Raw genomic sequence first — 20,068 nt, 5'->3', positions numbered from 1 at the left:
GGCCGCATTCTGCCTGTCCTTCCCCCTGCCTTGCTCCGACCCCTCATATGGTCGCCACTGACGGCCGCCCGGGCGTGTTGCCGCTTCCCGTAGATCGTCTTCGGATCAAGCTCGGTCATCTCGAAGACACCGAACGCGGCGCGGCTCTGGTGGGAGAAGCACGTCTCGCTCTCTCGCCACCCTGACCGCCATGCTGCCGGGCGATGAGGCCGAGGGAACCATCGAGGAGATCATTCGCAAATACGAAGGCGACGATCGGCGAGCTGGGGGGAACGTCCGCATTTGGACGACTGTCGCCCTTGATGGCGCGAGCCTCCTCGGTCTACATTGCTGGGCCTCGCATTCGTCGCGCCCGGCGTTCGAGCTGGCAGCGACTACGCTGACGCGTTGACAGCGTCCTTCAATGCTTTGCCTGCCGTGAATTTCGGCGCCTTGCTCGCCTTGATCGTCATTTGCTCGCCGGTCGATGGATTGCGGCCGGTGCGCTCGGCACGGCTCGCCACGGTGAAATTGCCAAACCCGATCAGCTGCACGGGTTCCCCGCGCGCCAGGGCCCGCGTCAGGTTTTCAAGTGTCGAGTCGAGTACGCGGCCAGCATCGGCCTTGCTGAGGCTTGTGTCCGCGGCGATTGCGGCGATGAGTTCGGTCTTGTTCAAACTGAGGTTCCTTTTGAAAACGTGATGAGCAGGGTAGCTTCATCGGAGCTCGACCCACACGAGCTCACGCGTATCCTGAAGGCAGGCAGTGACGGCGTGCCCACGCTGCTCAGTTGGCGGGGAGGCCCTCCGTGAAAACTGTTGCCTGCCGTTCCGCAAGAGGGACTTCGGATCCTACACAAAACTTGAATTGCGAATGGGGTTGCTCGTTCGATGAGCACCGCAATGAAAGCCAAGCAGAATGCGGCTCCGACGAGATGCTCACTGGGTTATCCACAGAGTCGTGCACCGGTCAAGGGGAAAACAAGGCCTTGACATTCGTGTTTTGGTGCAGTGCACAATGCCCTTTCCTCATTGGTAGAAGCACTTTTGTATGCGCTGGGCCAGTGCAGTGCAGCACGCCATGTTGGTGCGACGCCTGCTATCTTTTCCACAGCAAGATGCGAGCGGCAACTCACCTGCCGCGGGCCGTATGGGACAAGAAATCGCAAAAGCTGGTGATGGTTCGGTGCTGACCCCGAGTGGGGCGGGCGAGGTCCGCATCATTCAGGCGCCGCGCAGCGCTTAGCGTTGTGCACTGACCTCTGGTCCGGCAACAATCGGCCAACAGCCATCACCTGCCAGAAGAAGCCGACGTTCTGTGCTGCACCGCCACGATTGAACCACCGTAGAGTCCAGGCGTCGGATAGTGACCCACGAAGAATGCTCATCCATGTCACCGGCGCGTCTGGGTCGGGTACGTCCACACTGGGGAAAGCTCTGGCCGGCGAGCTTGGAGGTGCCTTTCTGGACGCCGACGACTTCTTCTGGGCTCCCTCCGACCCGCCATTTCAAGCCCGGCGTCCGGTCGAGGAGCGGCGCTCTTTACTCCTAACCGAGTTCAGCCGCAGCGATATCGCTGTGCGCTCGGGCTCGGTCACCGCGTGGGGTGTTGGGATAGAGGATGTCTTCGACTTCGTCGTCTTTCTCTACGTCGATACCGCGCTTCGCTTGGAGCGCCTTCGCGAGCCCGCGAGCTTCAGCGCTTCGGAAAGGCGAATCCGGCATTCCTTGAGTGGGCAGCACAGTACGATGAAGGGCCGTCAGAAGGACGAAGCCTCGCGAAGCAGCAGGCTTGGCTGTCTGCTCGTCGCTGTCCGGTGCTCAATCTTGACGGCGACCTCTCCACGCAAGAGCGGCTTGCGCGCATCAGGGCGTGGATGGGAGACCATAGGTTGCAATGCGAGCGACCGTAGCGGGCTTGCCAGTTCTCCGGCCGCAGTGCGACGGAAGAATACGGCCGGGACCGGACCTCCGGGGCGGACCGCCCAAAGCAGGTTCTTCGGAATCTTCGGAGAGCATGCAGTTGGAAGTCCGTCGAACGGTCTGATTCGAAAGTGCGTAGCTGCCGCCGCTGATGAAACTTCTTCCCTTCTGGCTGCGCTCGTCGGCGCCCGGCAATTACCTCCCCGCCAGCTCCGCCAGCCGTCTGCCGGCTTCCTCCGACCTCAGGGACGCTTCGTAAGCAGTCCGGCCTGACACCTCGTCCCATTCGCCCGCGCAAATGGCGTTGATGTGGTGCTTCATCGAGCGGACCGCCTGCGCATCGCAGCGCGCGATGTGGTCCTGGTAGATGTCGACGCGCGACTGAAGCTCACTACGCTCCACCAACTCCGTCAGGAACCCGGTTCGAAGCAGCTCCTCGCTCTCCATGGTCATCCCGGTGAGGAAGATCTTCTTGGCGGCTGAGCAGCCAAGCCGCGCGGCGAAGCGTCGCAGCCCGCCAGGGTAGTAGTGCAATCCGAACCTCGCGGCGGGCATGAACAGCCTGCAACCGCGAACACCGATGCGGAAGTCGCACGCGAGCGCCAGGTCGGTGCCCCCGCCATAGGCGCTGCCGTTGAGCGCACACAGCGTAGGAATCTCCAGTGACTCCAGCGCATCGAGCATGTCCTCGAAGGATCGATCCAGGCGCGCGCCGATCTGCCCGAGCGTGTATCCCGAACAGAACGTCTTCTCGCCTTCGCCGGTGAGAACAAGCAGCCGCACGGAGGGATTGGCCCGGATTTCATCGAGATGGCGCAGGAGGACCGCGGGGTCGTCCGGATCGATGCGGTTGTGCTGCGCGGGACGGCGCAGCGTGATGGTCGCCACCGAGTCCACGATCTCCAGCGTGGGTGCCGAGCCGATGTTCATGCGCTCGCTCCCTGCGCATGCTGCACGACGACGCCTTTGCGAGCGAGCGCTTCCAGGTCACGTTGCGCATATCCGTGTTCGCGAAGCACCTCGAACGTATGTTCCCCCAGGACGGGCGGTGCGCGGCGGATCGATCCGCCCAGGCGGCCGTCGAACGTGACCGGGCTGCCCACCTGCCGGATCGTGCCGAGCTGCGTGTGCTGCATCTCCTCCACGAGCCGCGAATGGACCACCTGCTCATCACCGAAGACGTCGGCCAGGTTGTTGATGGGCCCGGCCGGGATGTCCGCCGCGAGGAGCCGCTCGCTCCATTCCCGGCGGCTGCGCTCCTTCAACTTCGCCTCGATGATGGCCTTGAGTTCGACGCGGCGCTCCATCCGCGCGGCGTTGGTTGCGTAGCGAGGATCGTCGACCAGTTGCTGCAGTTCGAGCACGTCGCAAAGCCGCTTCCACATCTCCGCTGTCGCCGGCGCGATGTTCAAGGGGCCGTCGCCTGTTTCGAAGACACCATACGGGGCGATGACTGGGTGCGTGTTCCCGGCGAGCGCCGGCACCTCGCCGAGGCTCAGGTAGCGCTGCGCCTGGACGCTCAGCAGCCCGACCAGGCCGGCAAGCAGCGAAGTTTCCACGCGCCGGCCGCGACCGGTCGTGTGCCGTTCCGCGATGGCGGCGAGCACGCCGATCGCGCACCACATGCCGGCGGTCTGGTCGCCAATGGCCACCCCCACCCGCACCGGACCGGACTCGGCGCTGCCGGTGACGCTCATCAGGCCTGAATAGCCCTGGGCGATCTGGTCGAAGCCCGGACGGCCGCTGGCCGGTCCCGTGCGGCCGAAGCCGGTCACGCTCGCGTAGATCAGGCGCGGATTCGCGGCCGCCAGCGTTTCGTAGGCGAGGCCCATCGCTTCCATGGCGCCAGCCCGGAAGTTCTCCACGACGACATCGCAGCTTCCCGCCAGCTCTCGCAACAGGTCCAGCGCCGCAGGGTCGCGGAAGTTGACGGCGATGCCGCGCTTGTTGCGGTTTCCGCTCAGGTAGTACGCACTGGTGCCGCGGTCGAATGGCCCCCACTCGCGGATCATGTCGCCGCCGGCTGGCTCGACCTTGATCACATCGGCGCCGAGGTCGCCAAGGATCATCGTGCAGAAAGGCCCGGCCAGCGCGCGGGTGAGATCCAGGACGCGCACGCCGGACAGGGGCAGGGAAATTGGGTCGGTCACGTTTTCTCCACTTGTCACATCGCGGAAGCCAGTCTATATTGCATACAACCGTAATGCAACCGTTGTGCAATTAAGGAGCCCCATGCGCAAACCCAACATCCTCTTCATCATGGCGGACCAACTGTCGGCTCCCGCCCTGCCCTTCCACGGCAACCATGTCGTGAAGGCGCCGCACCTGCAGGCGCTCGCCAAGCGGTCTGCCGTCTTCGACAACGCCTATTGCAATTTCCCGCTCTGCGCGCCGGCGCGCTTCTCGCTCCTCGCGGGCCAGTTCGCGACGCGTATCGGCGCCTTCGACAACGCCTGCGAATTCCAGGCGGACACGCCGACGCTGCCCTACTACCTGGCCCAGCAGGGCTACAAGACCATCCTCAGCGGCAAGATGCACTTCGTGGGGCCCGACCAGAAGCACGGCTTCGATGAGCGGCTCACCACCGACATCTATCCCGCGGACTTCGGCTGGGCGGCCGACTGGGCCGAGGGCGAGTTCAGCTTCTACTCGCCGGGCCACAACCTGAGCACGGTGGACGAAGCCGGACCGTGCTTTCGCAGCCTGCAACTCGACTACGACGAGGAAGTGGAGGCCAAGTCGATCCAGCGCCTGTACGACCTCGCACGCGATGACGAGCAGCCCTTCTTCATGTGCGTCTCGTTCACGCATCCCCACCCGCCGTACCACGTCCCGCCGGAATACCTCGATCGGTACAAGCCGGAAGAGATCAACCTGCCCAATGTCGGCGACATGCCGATGCACGAGCGCGACAAGCTGAGCCAGTGGGTGCAGTATTCCCACGGGCTCGACAAGGAAGGAGCGACCGACGAGCAAGTCAGGCGCGCGCGGCACGCCTACTACGCGATGGTCAGCTACATCGACGACAAGGTCGGGCGCCTGCTGGAAACGCTGAAGCGCGCGGGCTTCGAGGACAACACGATCGTGGTGTTCACCTCGGACCATGGGGACATGCTGGGCGAACGCGGCATGTGGTTCAAGCGCGTGTTCTTCGACTGGTCGGCCAAGGTGCCCCTGCTCGTATTCGATCCCCGGGCACGCAAGCCGCGCCGGATCGCGGACCCGGTCTCGCACGTGGACCTGCTCCCGACGCTTGTGCAGTACGCCACCGAGGGGACCTCTGCGACCTGGGTCGAACCGATCGACGGCCACAGCCTGCTGCCGTTGATCGCCACGGGCGATCGCAGCGGCGACGCGGAAGCCTTCGTCGAATACACGGCCGAAGGGGTGACCGGTCCCTGCTGCATGCTGCGGCGCGGCAAGTACAAGTACGTCTATACGCACGGCCATCCCGACCTGCTGTTCGACATGGAGGCCGATCCGAACGAACTCGTCGACATCGCGCAGCAGCAGCCGCAGGTCCTCGCCGAACTCAAGGAGCGCGTGCTCTCCCATTGGGATCCCGAGGCGATCACGCGGCAGGTGCTCGCCAGCCAGGCGAGGCGCAAGTTCATCAACTCGCTGCCCGACGCGAAGCAGCCGGTCTGGGACTACCAGGCCAGCACCGACGACACGCGCCGCTTCGTGCGCCGCGGCAGCGCCCGGGTGATCAAGGTCAAGAAGCGTTGGCCGCCGCTGGCCGGCACGACGAACTGAAAGGAGACGCAGCATGGCCCCACACAACTTGACGGCGGATACGGATCCGCACCGGCTCGCTCGCGCCATCAGTGGCTACAACCTGATCGGCGGAGAACTGGTCGGCGCACGATCGGGGCGCACGTTCCCGGTCATCAACCCCGCCACCGGACGCGAGATCGGCCACGCCGCCCATAGTGACGCGAGCGACGTCGAGCAGGCCGTGGCCGCCGCGGCCCGGGCCCAGCCTGCGTGGGCGGCCATGGCCGCGCGCAAGCGCGGCACCCTCCTGGCCGAGTGCTCTCGCCTGCTCGCCGAGCACGTGGAAGAACTGGGGCGTCTGGTCGCACTCGAAACCGGCAAGGCCTTGCGCACCGAGAGCCGCGTGGAGGCCTCGGTCGTCGCCGATGCGCTGCAGTTCTACGGCGGCCTCGGCTCGGAGCTCAAGGGCGAGACCGTCCCGTTCAGCCCTGACATGCTGACCTTCACCCAGCGCGAGCCGATCGGCGTGGTGGGAGTCATCATCCCGTGGAACGCACCCATGATGCTGATGGCGCTGAAGATCGCGCCGGCGCTGGTGGCGGGCAACACGGTCGTCGTGAAATCTGCCGAGGAGGCCCCGCTGGCGGTCCTGCGGGTGTGCCAGATCCTCAACCAGAACCTTCCTCCGGGTGTCCTGAACATCGTCTCCGGCTTCGGCCCCGATTGCGGCGCGCCCCTGGTCGCGCATCCGGAGGTCGGGAAGGTGACCTTCACCGGCTCCGTCGAGACCGGCCGCATCGTCGCGCGCACCGCCGGAGAGAAGCTGATTCCCGTCACCCTCGAACTGGGCGGCAAGAGCCCGATGATCGTGATGGACGACGCGGACCTCCCCAAGGCAGTCGCTGGAGCGGTCAGCGGCATGCGCTTCACCCGCCAGGGGCAGAGCTGCACCGCGGCCAGCCGCATCCTCGTGCACGAGAAGATCCACGACGAGTTCGTCGCCATGCTCAAGGCGCGCGTCGATGCGATGAAGATGGGCGACCCGCTGGATGAGGCGACGGACATCGGCACGATCATCTCGCGCTCCCAGCTCGACAAGGTCCTGGGGTACATCGAAAGCGGCCGCTCGGAAGCCGGGGCCAAGGCTCATGAATGTGCCCAACTGCCCACCGACGACGCACTTCGAGGGGGCCTGTTCGTGAGGCCGGTCATCTTCACCGGGCTCGACAACGCCTCCCGCCTCGCACGCGAGGAGATCTTCGGGCCGGTGACCTGCGTGATCCGCTTCTCCAGCTACGAAGAGGCCGTGACCCTGGCGAACGACAGCGACTACGGCCTGGCAGCGACCATCTGGACCCGGGACCTGAAAACGGCCATGGATGCCACCCGGCGCTTGCAAGCCGGGTTCGTGCAGGTGAACCAGAACATCGTCGTCCAGCCTGGCCTGTCCTACGGCGGCGTCAAGCAATCCGGCCTGGGACGCGAGGCTTCGCTGGAAGCCATGCTGGACCACTTCACCCACAAGAAGACCGTGCTCATCAACATGACCTGAGCCTGGTCCTGGTTTTCGAAAAAGGAGACAAGTATGGCTGCAATCGGATTCATCGGGCTGGGCAACATGGGCTTTCCCATGGCGTGCCGCTTGAAGGAAGCAGGGCACGAGGTGCGCTGCTTCGACGTGAACGCGGGCTCCATGGAGCGGGCGCACGACGCAGGGCTGCAGCAGCGCGCATCGGTCGAGGAAGCGGTCGCCGGCGCCGAAGTCGTGATCACGATGCTGCCCAGCGGGCGCCACGTGCTGGAAGTGCTCGATGGCAAGGCGCTGCCGTTCGTACCTGGCGCACTCGTCATCGACTGCTCGACGATCGATGTCGAGTCCTGCGCTGCCTTCCACGCCAACCTGGGCGAGAAAGGCCTCGTCACCCTCGACGCGCCGGTCTCCGGTGGCGTCGGCGGCGCTGCTGCGGGGACGCTCACCTTCATGGTGGGCGGCACGGAGACCGCCTTCGCGCGCGCCCTCGAGCTCCTGCGTGTGATGGGCAAGAACATCATCCACGCCGGTGCGGCTGGCGCAGGACAGGCCGCGAAGATCTGCAACAACATGCTGGCAGGCATTTCCATGCTCGCAGTGTCCGAGGCACTGCACCTGGCCAAGCGCCTGGGCCTCGATCCGAAGAAGTTCTTCGAGATCGCTTCGACCTCGTCGGGACAGTGCTGGGCGCTCACGAGCTATGCACCCGAGCCCGGCCTCGTGCCGGCTGCGCCTGCCAATCGCGGCTACGAGGGTGGCTTCGCATCCGAACTGATGCTGAAGGACTTGCGACTCGCCGAGCAGGCCGCGGTCGCGAGCCACTCCCCTGCCCTTCTCGGCGCGGCGGCCGCCTCTGTCTATGCGATGCATTGCGCCGCAGGGAAGGGGCGACTCGACTTTTCTTCCATCATCCAGATGCTCGGCGCTGCACAGCCCGCGCGCAACTGAGCGAACCGGACAAGGAGACGAGCATGACAAACAGCCGCCGCATCTTCAACAGCGGGATCATCGCGCTGCTGCTCACCGGCACGACCGCCTTCGCGCAAAAGGACACCGGCAAGCTGATCGTCGGCTATCCGCCAGGCCAGTCCGTCGATGTCGTCGCCCGCGTCCTCGCCGAGCGCCTGGGACCGGCGATCGGCCGGACCCTGATCGTGGAAAACATGCCCGGCCTTTCCGGCAGTGTCGCTCTCGCGGCCGTCTCGCGCATGCCCGCCGATGGAAGCGTCATGACGCTGTCGGCATCCGCGGCCATCGCCGGAAATCCATTCCTGTACAAGAACGTGCAGTACGACAGCCTGAAGGACTTCGAACCGATCGGGCTGATCTATGACGCTCCGCTCGTGCTGATGGTGAACAGCACCTTGCCGATCCAGTCGCTGAAGGACCTGATCGCGCACGCGAAGGCGAACCCGGGCAAGGTGAATTACTCATCGCCGGGCAACGGCTCCGTATCGCACCTCGCCATGTCGGAGCTCATGCGGCGGGCCGGCATCGAGATGACGCACGTTCCCTACCAAGGCGCAGCCAAGTCGCTCACCGACCTTGCCTCCGGCCAGGTTCAGGTGTCGTTCGACGCGTACGGCGCCGCCCAACCCTTCCTCTCGGGGGGAAAGGTGCGCGCGATCGCAGTCAGTTCGCTCGAACGCATCTCCGTGCTGCCCTCGGTGCCGACGGTCGCGGAGAGCGGCCTGGCCAACTTCGATCTCGTACCGTGGGTCGGCCTGCTGGCACCCGCCGGCACGCCGAAGGCGGTCGTCGACAAGGTCAGCGAGGAACTCGCCAGGATCGTGCGCTCGCCGGACTTCTCGCAACGAATCGTCGCCCTGGGGGGCCGGCCCCGATCCGTCGCTGCGGCGGAATTCAAGAGCTTCGTGCGCGCCGAAGTCGACCGCTGGGCCGCGATCGTCAAGGGCTCCGGGGCCAGGCTGGAGTGATGCAATGATCGCACTCGGATCCGCCGCACTCGCGGGCGAGACCCGGCACCACCGAGTCCTCGACAACGGCTTCTGCTTTCATCGAAGCGAGTGGATGCAAAGCGGTCCAGGCCCCGGCCTGTCGCCTACTGTATTCCTCGTGGAACAGCCGCCCGACTCCGTGCTGATGCCGCACTTCCACATGCAGAACCAGTTCCAGGTCATCAAGGACGGCTGCGGCACGCTGGGCCCTCACGCGGTGGGTCCTGGGTCCGTGCACTACGCCGGCGCTTTCACGGGCTATGGGCCGCTGGTGGCGGGACCCGCGGGTTTGAGCTATTTCACGATCCGTGCGGTCTACGAAACCGGCGCGAATTTCCTGCCGGCGGCACGAGACAGGCTGCAACGGGGACCGAAACGGCATGCACAGGGGCCGGTGCATGAACCCCTGTCGATGGACGCGCTGCGCGGCCTGGCATCGGCACGCCGGGTACAGCTGATCGCACCGCAGGACGATCTCGAAGCCTACGCGCTGCAGCTCCCGCCTTTTGCGCAGGTCGAGACTGGCGAGCCTGGCGGCTCGGGTCAGTTCCAGCTCGTCCTGGCCGGAGCGCTCGAAACCCCGCAGGGTCGACTGCGGGCATGGGAAAGCCGCTACCTGTCGTCGGGTGAAGATGCGGCCGGCTGCACGGCCGGAGAAAGCGCACTGCACCTGCTGGTGCTGCAGATGCCCGCGAACGCGCCCGAATATGCCAACGGGTGAAACGCCCGGAGTCTCCTGTATAAAGATTGCATGACATCAGGGAAGTCCACCACACTTCGAATGCGCAGTCCCCAGCCGCTCTCGGCCGAACAGGTTTGCGAGCGGATTCGCTCGGCGATCCTGAGCGGTGAGCTGAAGCCGGGATCGAAGCTCACGGAACAGGATCTCGCGGCCGAACTCGAAGTGAGCCGCACGCCGGTCCGGGAAGCGATCCGGCAGCTGGAAGTGGAGCGGCTGGTCAGCCGGACGCCTTTCGTGGGCGTCACGGTCGCCCAGCTCAGCCCGGAAGAGGTGATCGAGCTGCTGGACATCCGTGAAGTCCTCGAAGGATTGGTGGCCCGGCTTGCAACGGAAAACATGGACAGCTTCCACCTGCAACGATTGAAGAAATCACTGCAGCAGCTGGCCGCGAGCGCCAGGAAGAGCGACGTCGGCGCGTACCTCGATCAGGCGCTGGCGTTCCGGCGTGCGCTCGTGGAATGCTGCGGCAGTGCCACCTTGTCGGAGCATGTCATGGCGATCGAAAACCGCCTGCGTCTGACGGGCAGCCGCACCGCGCTGTTGCCGGGGCGCATGGAAGCTGCCATCGAGGAGCATGAGAAGTTGCTGGACGCGATCGTGCGCGGCGACGCCAAAGGTGCCGAACGACTCAACCGGGAGCGCATCCGGCACATCCGCGACGCGGTGGCGAAGTCGATTTCCTTCTCCATCCTGTAGCGCCCCGGCGCCGGCGTCGCGCGCCCTTGCTCAAGTCCGGTAGGAGGCCCCGCGCTCGCGCTCCAGCTTGCGCAGCAGTCCCGGCCACTCCAGCTTGCCGACTTCCATGAAGCCGCCGGGCCCCAGCATCTTGCGGCCTTGGGCGCGGGTGTGCCGGATGGTGGCGTCGGACAGCTCGTGGAGCGGCACTCCGCCGGCTTGTCCATCGATCTGGTACTGGCATGCCGTCTCCAGGCGCAGCATCCAGCAGAAGGCCTCTGCTACGCTACGGCCCACCGTCAGGGCGCCGTGGTTGCGCAGGACCAGCACACGGCCTTCGGGGCCGAGGTCACGCACGAGGCGCTCGCGCTCGTCTTCGTCGAGCGCCGTGCCCTCGTAGTCGTGGTAGCCGAGAAAGTCCAGCATGACGCAGGCCTTCTGGCTCAGGGGCCGCAGACCCATGGCCTGCATCGCGATCGCGTTGTTCGCACGGGTGTGGCTGTGCATGACGCACACCAACTCCGTCTGCGCCATGTGGACGGCGCTGTGGATGATGAACCCGGCGGGGTTGAGCAGTGACGGGTCCCCCTGCACCACGCGGCCGTCGAGGTCGACCTTGATCAGGGCCGATGCCGTCATCTCGTCGAACAGGGTGCCCAGCGGATTGACGAGAAAGTGATGTTCGGGCCCCGGCAGCATCACGGAGATGTGGGTCGAGGCCAGGTCCGACATGCCATGGAGATCCGTCAGCTGGTAGCAGGCGGCGAGGTCGCAGCGCAACTGCCACTCGGCGGCATCCATGCCTTCAGGCTTGGCATGCGAAGAAAGTTGCGCGATATCGTTGTTCATTTCGTTGTCTCCTTGCTGTGGGTGGGTTCGGTGCCGAGCGATCGGGACATCGCGATCCAGCGGGCGAGATCCGCCTGCACGAAAGCCTGTGTCTCGGCCGGCGGTGCGGGCTGGATGACCAGCCCCAGGTCTCCGAGGCTGGCCCGGACATCGGGAGCCGCGAGCGCCTCCGACAGGGCACGGGCCAGCGTGGCCACGACCTCCGGCGGCATCCTGGCTGGCCCCATCAGGGCGAACCAATTGGAGATGGCCAGGTCGGGCATGCCCTGTTCGACGACCGTCGGCACGTCCGGCAGCGACGGGACCCGGGTGCTCGAAGTGACGGCGATCGCCTTGATCTTGCCCGATCGAACCTGCTGGACGACCAGGGGCACGGTCATCGCGGTGACACCGATCTCGCCCCGCACCAGGTCCGTCATGACCTCCGGCTGGCCTCGATAGGCCACGTGCGTGAGTTCGATCTTCTGCTGGCTCATGAGCAACTCCATCGTGAAGAAGGGTGTCGTGCCCCCGCCGGCAGAGCCGTAGTTGACCTGGCCCGGCCGCGCCTTGGCGAACTCGACCAGATCAGGCAGTGAGCGGACCGGCAATCCGTTGCTCACGATGATCGCCTGGGGGATCGTGCCGATCATCCCGATCGCGCTGAACGCGGTTTGCGGCTGCCAGGAGGGCGCTGCCGCGCCGGGCGGCGCCATGGTCGTCGGGCCGCTGGCCACGACCAGCGTGTACCCATCGGGCGCCGCACGCGCCACGGCCGAATAGCCGATGCTGCCGGCGGCACCCGCGCGGTTGTCGACGATGAAGCTCTGCTTGAAGCGCTCGGAGAGATGCTGCGCGAGCCGGCGTGCGATGACATCCACGATACCGCCGGCGGGGAACGCCGAGACGATCGTCACCGGACGCTCCGGATAGCCCGCGGCAGCCGCTGGTCCCAGCGGCATCACGCATGCAGCAAGGAACAGGGCCAGAGTGCGTACGCCTGCACGGCGGCGCGTGCATGCGGAAGTCTTGCTGATCGCTCTGCGCATCTTGATCTCCTTCGGTTGAAGGGCGCCCGTGACGCCATCACTCCTCGCTGCGGAATCCCGAGGTTTGCACCACGGGACGCCAGAAGTCGCGCTCCGCGCTCAGCGTGCGTTTCACCGCGGCGCCAGGCAGGCCCGTCGCCTCCAGACCTGCGCGCGCCATCGCGCTGCGGACCTGCGGTTGCTGCATCGCGGCCACGAAGGCCCGCTCCAGGCGCTGCACGACCTCCGCAGGCGTGCCTGCAGGAACGAAGGCGCTGTAGGAGGCGTTCGCGTGGTCGAAGGCATCGATGCCGGCCTCGCGCGCGGTCGGGACATCGGGCAGAGATGCGTTGCGGCGCGTGCCGGAGACCGCCAGGATGCGCACCTTGCCGGCGCGATGGAGTTCCAGCTGGCTGGCCAGGGCGTCCGCGCTCAAGGGAACGTGCCCGCCGATCAGGTCCGCCACGAGCGGTGCGCCACCCTTGTACGCCACGGGCGTCAGCGGAACACCCACGGTCTTGGCCATGCCGAGGACGGCGAAGTGCAGTGTCCCGCCGAGGTTGGTGAGCCCCACGCTCCCCTGCGAAGGGTTGGCGCGCACCCAGCTCAGGTAGTCCTGCAATGTCTTGTACGGCCGGTCCGCACCGGCGGAAATCACCGTGGGAACCTCGGCGAGGTGGCTCACGGGGATGAAATCGCGATCGACGTCGTAGGCAAGCTGCCTGTAGGTCATCGGAAAGATGACCAGCGGCGCGTTGGAAGACAGCAGCACGGTCCTGCCATCGGGCGGGGCGCGCTTCACGTAGTCGATGGAGATCCGCGTGGCGGCGCCGGGCCGGTTGTCCACGATGACCTGTTCCTCGCCGCCAAGGCGCAGCTGCTCGGCGAGCGCCCGCGCCAGCGTGTCGAGCGCACCCCCGGGCGGAAATCCGACGACGAGACGCAGCGGATGGGCGCCTCCGACCGATGCCTGCGCAGGCGCTTGCGCCTGTGCAGGGCCGGCTGCAACGGCAGCGATCGCCGCGATCCACGCGGCGGAAAGGAAAATCCGAATCACGTTCATCACCACACCTCCTCGTTCGGCCAGCGGGACACAATATTCCTGGCAGCCTCGAATACCGCCGCAGCGGCAAGAAGATCCGACTCCCGGCGCAGGCGCCCCACCAACTGCAGGCCGATCGGTAGTCCGTCGCTGCCGAAGCCGCAGGGCAGCGTGATGGCGGGGTGGCCGGTCAGGTTGAACGGCATGGTCCACGGGAACCAGTTGGACCGCACCTCGTCGAAGAGCCGTCCATCGATCTCGAGCTTGCCGAACAGGTCCTGGTCGATCGGAACGGCGGTCCGTGCCAGCGTGGGAACCACGATGAAGTCGTTGTCACGCAGCAAGTCCTGCACATGCCGGAAGAGGCGAGTGCGAGCGAAGTTCGCCTTCTGGTAGTCGACGGCGGTGTAGTCCTTCGCGAGCGCGAGCTGCTGAAGGAGGGAGGGGGTCAGCTGATCCGGCTGCTCCTCGGCCATCTTCCCGAACCGTGCTTTCCAGACCGTGTGATTGATGGTGCGCCAAAGTGGCTCGACGTCGAAGTCTGTCGACGGCCCCATCTCGACCAACTCCGCGCCCAACTCCGCCAGGAGCTGCAGTGCGGATCCAAAGCAGGAAGCAACGTCGGACGCCATAGGCCTGCCGGGCGGCATTCCCGCGAACAGGATGCGCTTGCCCCGCAAGTCAGCCACGGAGCGCATGTCCTTGAGATAGTCCTCCGCCCGGGCGCCGGCAGACCAGGGGTCGCAGGGATGCTCGCCCGCCATGGCCTGCAGCATGAGGGCGGTGTCGGCGACCGTACGCGAGATCGGTGTGACGTAGGTGAGATTGCCGATGGCGTCCTCCGCCTGCGAATGCGGGACCAGCCCGATCGACTGCTTCAGGCCGACGACTCCGTTGCAGGCTGCCGGAATCCGGGTGGAGCCTCCACCGTCCGTTGCGATCCCGATCGGGGCAAGTCCAGTCGCCACCGCCACCGCTGCGCCGCCGCTCGATCCGCCGCTCGTGCGCTCGGGGTGCCATGCGTTGCGCGTGCGTCCGAACAAGGGTGCATCGGTCAGGCATTTGGCGCCAAACTCCGACGTGGTCGTCTTTCCGACGAGGATGGCACCGTGCTGCCGCAGCCGGGAGATGGCTGCCGCGTCCTCGGTCGGGACGTTGTCGGCGAACAGCAGCGAACCGAAGGTGGTCTTCACGCCCTTCGTATTGACCAGGTCCTTGCAGGCGTACGGAATGCCGTGGAGCAGTCCGGTGGGCTCGCCCCGCATGACTGCCTGCTCCGCAGCCTTCGCATCGCGCATGGCTTCGTCGGGGCACAACGTGATGAAGCAGTTGAGCTTCGGCTGCAGCCGTGTCGCGCGATCCAGCACGGCCCGGGTCACTTCGACGGGAGAGACTTCACGGTGCGCGATCGCTTCGCGCAGGCGTACTGCTGTCCAAAAGCAAAACTCTTCGGCCATCCAACCTTCCTCTGTCAGACACCGGCACATCCAGCCGGCATGCGCCGAAGGGTGCCATCCGGCTGCCGCACGGTCCAATACTCGTTCACAATCCGCTCATATCAGAAGCGTATGGGCATGGACCTCAAGAGCCTGCGTTACTTCGTGGCCGTGGCGGAAGCTCGCAGCGTGGGCAAGGCAGCCCAGCGGCTGCACATGGCGCAGCCACCGTTGTCCGTCCAGATCCGCAACCTGGAGGCCCAGGTAGGGACTGCGCTGTTCCTGCGCGAATCGACGGGGATGCGGCTCACCGACGCGGGGAGCGCCCTGTTCGCGCGCGCTCGCGAAGCCCTGGCCCTGGCTTACGACGGCTACGAGGCCGCGCGCGCGATCGGCTCCGGACGACGCGGCCTGCTGGCGGTGGGCTACATGTTTTCGTTGGGTTACGCCGTCCTGCCCAAGCTCGTCCCGCTCTTACGTCGCGCCCTACCCGAAGTCGAACTGCAATTCGTCGAGATGAGTGCCGCCACTTGTGAGGCCCAGATCGTCGATCACAAGGTGTCCGTCGGCTTGTGCATGCCGCCGATGCAGCGCGTGGAAGTGGCCAACACCATCGTCGGCATGCAGCCGCTGCGGCTCGCCATGCCTGCACGCGCGCCGCTCGCGCGTCTCGCTTCGGTCCCCATCGAACGGCTCCAGGGCCAGAAGCTGGTCGCCCTGCCCAAGCTCAAGGAGAACGCGGACACGTCGCTGGTGGCCGCACTGCTTCGCCGGCACCAGGTGACGATGCAGGTGGTCGAACGTGTGGAGACCGTGCACGCCGCACTGGCTCTCGTGCTCGCTGGCGAGGGGTATGCCCTGGTTCCGGCATGCGCTGCGGTTGGCCGTCCTCCGGGTGTCGCCTTCCGGAAGCTGAAGGGCGTCAGCGAAGGCTTCGACGTGGCTGTCTGCCGGCGCCACGATCTGGACAGCCCCTTTGTCGAACCGTTCATCGCTGCTGCGAGGCAGGCTCTGCGATGAGGCCGCCTCCAGGCATCGCTCGGGCGCGATGTCCGACCGCGTCTGCGTGCTGGCCTACGGCATCGCCGGGCGATCGCGGAGTGCGTCTAGCCGCCGACCGCGCAGCGTCACGGTGCGCGCGCCACCGGCCGTCGCTCACGACCACCACGAACAGTTGCCGGCGCTGCGCCGCGGCGCGTACTGCTCCAGGTGCTGCGCCGCCAGAGTTGGTGACCCGGCCGCATCGACCGGTTGAATCCGCAGCCAAAACACGACATTCGCTGACCAAGCCCAACTTGCCCGATAGCCGACGTTCGGCCACGATTGACCACTAAATCTTAGAAGAACATGTCTCTGCGCTCCGTCTTCTCGGCATTCGGCCGGAAACCGCCCTCCGAGCAGTCGAGGACTTCGTCGGTCCACGCAACGTCCGACTGCAAGCGCTACAACCATCCTGAGTTTCAGATTTGCGTCTCGAATAGCGCCGTGCCAGCTGAAGACATCTCCTTGCTTCTGCGGTTCTTCGAGCAACGTGTAGCGCAGGGCGAGAAGTTCCGAAGCGGCGGCTGGATGTTCACGATGCTTGAGGACGGACCGGGAGGGTTTCTGCGAGTTCTGGAGCCTGAAGAATGTTCCGGTGAAGTTTGTCGATTCGGTCGATGGCACGCTGATGCATCTACGAAATCAGCAAGACGTTGTCAGGAGCCTCTCGCCGTCGGTAGAGCCGGACTTTCCGTCGCTTTGTCAAAGCGCTGTCGTGCACGTGAATTACAAAGAAGCAAGACGAGTCCTGCTCACTCGAGGCGTCGCAGTCGACGGGACGGACTCACCAATTGCCACCAGCTCAGATAGGACGTTTTTTGTCTCCTTGCCAATTTTTCACGCTGGGTCTCAGGCATCGAAGTAGAGATAGAACTCCCACGGGTGCGGGCGCAACCTCACGGGATCGACCTCGTGCTTCCACTTGTATTCGAGCCAGGTTTCGATCAGGTCCGTGGTGAACACGTCTCCGCGCATCAAGAAGTCGTGATCCTTCTCCAGCGCGCGCAGTGACTCCTCGAGCGATCCAGGGACCTTCGCGATGTTCTTTGCCTCTTCAGGGGGTAGCTCGTAGATGTTCTTGTCGAGCGGCGGGCCCGGGTCGGTCTTGTTGGCGATCCCGTCGAGGCCGGCCATCAGCATTGCTGCGAACGCGAGGTAGGCATTCGCAGTCGGGTCCGGACAACGGAACTCGACGCGCCTCGCGTTCGGCGAGTCCGAATACATCGGAATACGCGCCGCGGCCGAGCGATTTCGCTGCGACATTACCAGGTTCACCGGCGCCTCGTAGCCCGGTACGAGCCGGCGGTAGGAGTTGGTGGTCGGCGCACAGAACGCCATCAGCGCGTGCGCATGCTTGAGCAGCCCGCCGATGTACCAGCGGCACAGCTCGGAGGTCAGAGCCCAACCCTTGGCGTCGTAGAAAAGATTGCGCTTGTCGTTCCACAGGCTCTGGTGGCAGTGCATGCCGCTCGCGTTGTCAGCGAAGAGCGGCTTCGGCATGAACGTGGCAACCTTGCCGTGCCGGCGCGCGATGTTCTTGACGAAGTATTTGTAGACCATCACGTTGTCGGCCATCCGCACGAGCGGCGCGAACTTCATGTCGATCTCATTCTGGCCCGCGGTCGACACCTCATGGTGGTGGATCTCGACCTGCACACCCGCGTTCATCAGTCCGAGCACGATCTCCGAGCGGATGTCCTGAAGGGTGTCGTGCGGGGGCACCGGGAAATAGCCTTCCTTGTAGCGCGGCTTGTAACCGAGGTTCCCGCCTCCGAACGCGCCTTCGTCCCGGCCCGAGTTCCAGGCGCCCTCGACCGAATCGACGTAGTAGTAGCCGCAATGCGTGTTCTGCTCGAACCGGATCGAGTCGAAGATGAAAAACTCGAGCTCTGGGCCGAAGTAGCAGGTCTGCGCGACCCCGGTGGCTTTCAGATGGCGCTCGGCCTTGCGGGCCACGAATCGCGGATCGCGCGAGTAGGGCCCCTTGAGGACCGGGTCGATCACGTTGCAGATCATCGAAAGTGTCGGGGTCTCGCACATCGGATCGATGAATACGGTGGTCGGGTCCGGCTGCAGAAGCATGTCCGACTCGTGGATCTGCTGGAAACCGCGGATCGAGGAGCCGTCGAACCCGATGCCGTCATCGAACAACTCGTCGTTGAGTTCCGGCAGCCCGATCGAGAAGTGCTGCCACAGTCCAGGCAGATCGGTGAACTTGAGGTCGACGATCTGGATTCCGTGCTCCCGCACGAGGGCAATCACCTCCTTCGCATTCTTTGGCGGATTCACCCGGTAGGAGCCGGGCTCGAACTGGGCGATCGGGCGCCTTTTCTCGGTAGGCATGGTCCTCTCCTCGGGTTGGGGTTACCCAGCGTCGGCGTGCTCAGTCGCGTTGCCTCAATTTGGTCGATCAACGCGTCTGCACACAGCCCCGGTCGCAAGGCGCCTTTCGACGCCGTCACAAACAGACTGAACAGAAGCCCTGTCATCGGCTCCGGCCTCGAGGCGTTCGAACAAGACGGCCGTGTAGCGCCCGAGGAATCCACCACAACTCCCGCTCACGCGGGCGTAACTCTCGGTCCTGCGGGGGAAGGGTCGCGATTCAGCCTCATCCCCGTGCCGGCCAACGTCATCACGCCATCCTTGTCAACGCCGACATGCCGACCATCCGCCAGCTTGTATTCGGTGAGCCCCGTCGGCTCCCATAGCCCTTGCGTGTCGGGAACCGCGTCGAGACGGGCGAGGTGTTCATAGGCCTGGACACGGTAGGTCTGGCCATCGCTTCCTCGGGCGGTAAAAGTCTCGAGCAGGTGAAGCATCTTTTCCATGCGTGCGCTCTCCTTGCAACCGACAGAGCCGGGCGCCTTCGTGCATCCCAATGCGCTTGCGCGCGACCAGAAGGCGCACGTCAAAATGAGTTTGACGGCCCGCTGGGCGGTGAAGTTCCGACAGTTGTGGCTAGCCGTACTGGCAATAGCGCGAGCGCCTGTTTTCTCGGTCAGGTTCCCCCAAGCCAAGTGACTCGGCTGGCGGGAGCGGCATTGGCGGTCAGACCACGAAATCTGTCAGGGTTTCTTGGTTAAATCGACCTACCCTCCACCTCCACCTCCACCTCCCCCTGCCCATTCCTAATAGTTTCAACGACTTACGAGGCGCGCGTTCAGAGTTCGGCTTTAATTCTGACGAAGGTGGACTGGCGCATCGCTGAACTTGCCCACTACGCGGATGACATCCACTGGCTCGACGCCGTAAGGGCGAGAGGCGCATACAAACTCATGCGCCGTTTCGATTCCCGAACACGTCTCGGGCTCAATCAAGCATCCGTTCAGCGTATCGAGCGCCTTGAGTTTGGTGACGATGTGGAAATGGGAACCTCATGGTTGCGGGCCCGCCTCTTGGCCGGAGAATCACAAGCCGCTTCGCTCGAACTTGCACGAAGCCATCGCATAGGCAAGAAGCCACTGCGTAACCGAGAGGCGGCGTTGGACAATCGCCCCATGACATCGATCTCAAGTCGGCTTCTCGTCGACGCCGTGCTCAGCGTCGAGCGCATGACCTTCAAGGAACGCGAGCAACTTGCCGACGAAGTCCACGCCCGACAGCCCAACCTGTTCTTCTCGGTGCTCGTCCTTCAGCGCTATGGCGCCACCCTTGAGCAAATCGAGGTGGTTCTGAACCTGCTACTCGTCTTCTATGAGGCGATGAAGACCAGCGGCAGAGTCTGGCCGGTCATCTCCGAAGTCGTCCAGGAACGTTGCCTGAAGCGCATCTCCGCACGCGTGCGCTTCATCGAGGGCCTGACGCCGCAGCAGCAAGCGCAAGCCACTTCGGACGCCATCGCGGACCATCCCGAGCAGCAGTTACTCGCATACGTCTTCGGCAAGTTCGGGGAGCATGGCCATCTCGGCATCGAAACCGAGGCGGAAAAGATGATGATGCTGGCGGCGCTGAACTTGGTTGAGTGCATTGCGGAGACAGCGCCGAGAACAACGGAGTGAAACCGCTGAGCTCACCGAAAGAGCGTCCCTCTCAGTCGCCCGACCGACACGCCCGCGACGGTCCCAGCGTAGCGATCGCCTCTTACGCTCGTACCCATCACACATCCTTCGCCTCCGCAACGCCGCCGTCGGCTTACCGCTTACGGCGCACACAACAAGGGTCGAACGCTC

16 protein-coding genes and 1 pseudogene are annotated in these 20,068 nt (G+C 65.0%); 8 read left to right on the top strand and 9 right to left on the bottom strand.

Annotated features, from left to right (window positions below):
* Positions 1–374 precede the first annotated feature (374 nt).
* From ACSQ9A_RS36040 to ACSQ9A_RS36030, 3 genes are all read right to left on the bottom strand, one after another.
* Positions 375–656: an HU family DNA-binding protein gene (locus tag ACSQ9A_RS36040; RefSeq protein ID WP_436307512.1), complete on the bottom strand. Its 282-nt coding sequence runs from the start codon at positions 654–656 to the stop codon at positions 375–377.
* Between the two features lie 1,440 nt (positions 657–2,096).
* The gene (locus tag ACSQ9A_RS36035; protein WP_093110635.1) at positions 2,097–2,831 is read right to left on the bottom strand and encodes an enoyl-CoA hydratase/isomerase family protein; all 735 of its coding nucleotides are present in this window, start codon (positions 2,829–2,831) and stop codon (positions 2,097–2,099) included.
* Positions 2,828–4,051 carry a CaiB/BaiF CoA transferase family protein gene (locus tag ACSQ9A_RS36030; protein ID WP_436307511.1) on the bottom strand — a complete coding sequence of 408 codons (1,224 nt, stop codon included), beginning with the start codon at positions 4,049–4,051 and terminating at the stop codon, positions 2,828–2,830. The genes ACSQ9A_RS36035 and ACSQ9A_RS36030 overlap by 4 nt, the downstream gene beginning before the upstream one ends.
* 82 nt (positions 4,052–4,133) lie before the next feature.
* Between ACSQ9A_RS36030 and betC the strand changes: the two genes are divergently transcribed.
* The 6 genes and pseudogenes from betC to ACSQ9A_RS36000 all read left to right on the top strand — a co-directional run bounded on the left by betC (position 4,134) and on the right by ACSQ9A_RS36000 (position 10,545).
* Entirely contained in the window at positions 4,134–5,657 is a 1,524-nt protein-coding gene (gene betC / locus ACSQ9A_RS36025) for a choline-sulfatase (protein ID WP_436307510.1), read from the top strand.
* 13 nt (positions 5,658–5,670) lie between these two features.
* Positions 5,671–7,170: an aldehyde dehydrogenase family protein gene (locus ACSQ9A_RS36020; RefSeq protein WP_436307509.1), complete on the top strand. Its 1,500-nt coding sequence runs from the start codon at positions 5,671–5,673 to the stop codon at positions 7,168–7,170.
* A gap of 21 nt (positions 7,171–7,191) precedes the next feature.
* Positions 7,192–8,097 (top strand): annotated as a pseudogene (gene mmsB, locus ACSQ9A_RS36015) (3-hydroxyisobutyrate dehydrogenase); the annotation flags it as partial.
* The gene (locus tag ACSQ9A_RS36010; protein WP_436307508.1) at positions 8,019–9,086 is read left to right on the top strand and encodes a Bug family tripartite tricarboxylate transporter substrate binding protein; all 1,068 of its coding nucleotides are present in this window, start codon (positions 8,019–8,021) and stop codon (positions 9,084–9,086) included. The pseudogene mmsB and the gene ACSQ9A_RS36010, both read left to right, overlap by 79 nt.
* Positions 9,087–9,090: 4 nt before the next feature.
* Complete coding sequence (locus ACSQ9A_RS36005) at positions 9,091–9,828, top strand: hypothetical protein (RefSeq protein ID WP_436307507.1); 738 nt, start codon at positions 9,091–9,093, stop codon at positions 9,826–9,828.
* A 60-nt stretch (positions 9,829–9,888) separates the two neighbouring features.
* Complete coding sequence (locus ACSQ9A_RS36000) at positions 9,889–10,545, top strand: GntR family transcriptional regulator (RefSeq protein WP_436307506.1); 657 nt, start codon at positions 9,889–9,891, stop codon at positions 10,543–10,545.
* Positions 10,546–10,575: 30 nt separating this feature from the next.
* Here the strand turns inward: ACSQ9A_RS36000 and ACSQ9A_RS35995 are convergent, their stop codons facing one another.
* Genes ACSQ9A_RS35995 through ACSQ9A_RS35980 form a run of 4 tightly spaced genes read right to left on the bottom strand, consistent with a single transcriptional unit; the run spans position 10,576 to position 14,879 of the window.
* Entirely contained in the window at positions 10,576–11,373 is a 798-nt protein-coding gene (locus tag ACSQ9A_RS35995) for a class II aldolase/adducin family protein (protein WP_436293046.1), read from the bottom strand.
* The gene (locus ACSQ9A_RS35990) at positions 11,370–12,401 is read right to left on the bottom strand and encodes a Bug family tripartite tricarboxylate transporter substrate binding protein (protein ID WP_436307505.1); all 1,032 of its coding nucleotides are present in this window, start codon (positions 12,399–12,401) and stop codon (positions 11,370–11,372) included. The genes ACSQ9A_RS35995 and ACSQ9A_RS35990 overlap by 4 nt, the downstream gene beginning before the upstream one ends.
* 37 nt (positions 12,402–12,438) lie before the next feature.
* Positions 12,439–13,443, bottom strand: coding sequence for a tripartite tricarboxylate transporter substrate-binding protein (locus tag ACSQ9A_RS35985; protein WP_436307504.1), 1,005 nt, complete (start codon positions 13,441–13,443; stop codon positions 12,439–12,441).
* Entirely contained in the window at positions 13,443–14,879 is a 1,437-nt protein-coding gene (locus tag ACSQ9A_RS35980; RefSeq protein WP_436307503.1) for an amidase, read from the bottom strand. The genes ACSQ9A_RS35985 and ACSQ9A_RS35980 overlap by 1 nt, the downstream gene beginning before the upstream one ends.
* Positions 14,880–14,996: 117 nt before the next feature.
* Between ACSQ9A_RS35980 and ACSQ9A_RS35975 the strand changes: the two genes are divergently transcribed.
* The gene (locus ACSQ9A_RS35975) at positions 14,997–15,878 is read left to right on the top strand and encodes a LysR family transcriptional regulator (RefSeq protein ID WP_436307502.1); all 882 of its coding nucleotides are present in this window, start codon (positions 14,997–14,999) and stop codon (positions 15,876–15,878) included.
* Between the two features lie 870 nt (positions 15,879–16,748).
* Here the strand turns inward: ACSQ9A_RS35975 and glnA are convergent.
* Positions 16,749–18,242: a type I glutamate--ammonia ligase gene (gene glnA / locus ACSQ9A_RS35970; protein ID WP_436307501.1), complete on the bottom strand. Its 1,494-nt coding sequence runs from the start codon at positions 18,240–18,242 to the stop codon at positions 16,749–16,751.
* A 215-nt stretch (positions 18,243–18,457) separates the two neighbouring features.
* Positions 18,458–18,727: a hypothetical protein gene (locus ACSQ9A_RS35965; RefSeq protein ID WP_436307500.1), complete on the bottom strand. Its 270-nt coding sequence runs from the start codon at positions 18,725–18,727 to the stop codon at positions 18,458–18,460.
* Between the two features lie 360 nt (positions 18,728–19,087).
* Here ACSQ9A_RS35965 and ACSQ9A_RS35960 point away from each other — a divergent pair, with 360 nt between their 5' ends.
* Entirely contained in the window at positions 19,088–19,897 is an 810-nt protein-coding gene (locus tag ACSQ9A_RS35960) for a hypothetical protein (RefSeq protein ID WP_436307499.1), read from the top strand.
* Positions 19,898–20,068: the final 171 nt, after the last annotated feature.

Origin of the sequence: Variovorax sp. LjRoot290, from assembly GCF_964253985.1 — a bacterium.
Classification (GTDB): Bacteria; Pseudomonadota; Gammaproteobacteria; order Burkholderiales; family Burkholderiaceae_C; genus Variovorax.
This window is presented reverse-complemented; position numbering and strand designations above follow the sequence as displayed.

Coding starts and splice junctions, on each gene's coding strand:
- ACSQ9A_RS36035 (WP_093110635.1), bottom strand. CDS start 2,831: ATGAACATCGGCTCGGCACCCACGCTGGAGATCGTGGACTCGGTGGCG.
- betC (WP_436307510.1), top strand. CDS start 4,134: ATGCGCAAACCCAACATCCTCTTCATCATGGCGGACCAACTGTCGGCT.
- ACSQ9A_RS36020 (WP_436307509.1), top strand. CDS start 5,671: ATGGCCCCACACAACTTGACGGCGGATACGGATCCGCACCGGCTCGCT.
- ACSQ9A_RS36005 (WP_436307507.1), top strand. CDS start 9,091: ATGATCGCACTCGGATCCGCCGCACTCGCGGGCGAGACCCGGCACCAC.
- ACSQ9A_RS36000 (WP_436307506.1), top strand. CDS start 9,889: ATGCGCAGTCCCCAGCCGCTCTCGGCCGAACAGGTTTGCGAGCGGATT.
- ACSQ9A_RS35995 (WP_436293046.1), bottom strand. CDS start 11,373: ATGAACAACGATATCGCGCAACTTTCTTCGCATGCCAAGCCTGAAGGC.
- ACSQ9A_RS35990 (WP_436307505.1), bottom strand. CDS start 12,401: ATGCGCAGAGCGATCAGCAAGACTTCCGCATGCACGCGCCGCCGTGCA.
- ACSQ9A_RS35985 (WP_436307504.1), bottom strand. CDS start 13,443: ATGAACGTGATTCGGATTTTCCTTTCCGCCGCGTGGATCGCGGCGATC.
- ACSQ9A_RS35980 (WP_436307503.1), bottom strand. CDS start 14,879: ATGGCCGAAGAGTTTTGCTTTTGGACAGCAGTACGCCTGCGCGAAGCG.
- ACSQ9A_RS35975 (WP_436307502.1), top strand. CDS start 14,997: ATGGACCTCAAGAGCCTGCGTTACTTCGTGGCCGTGGCGGAAGCTCGC.
- glnA (WP_436307501.1), bottom strand. CDS start 18,242: ATGCCTACCGAGAAAAGGCGCCCGATCGCCCAGTTCGAGCCCGGCTCC.
- ACSQ9A_RS35965 (WP_436307500.1), bottom strand. CDS start 18,727: ATGGAAAAGATGCTTCACCTGCTCGAGACTTTTACCGCCCGAGGAAGC.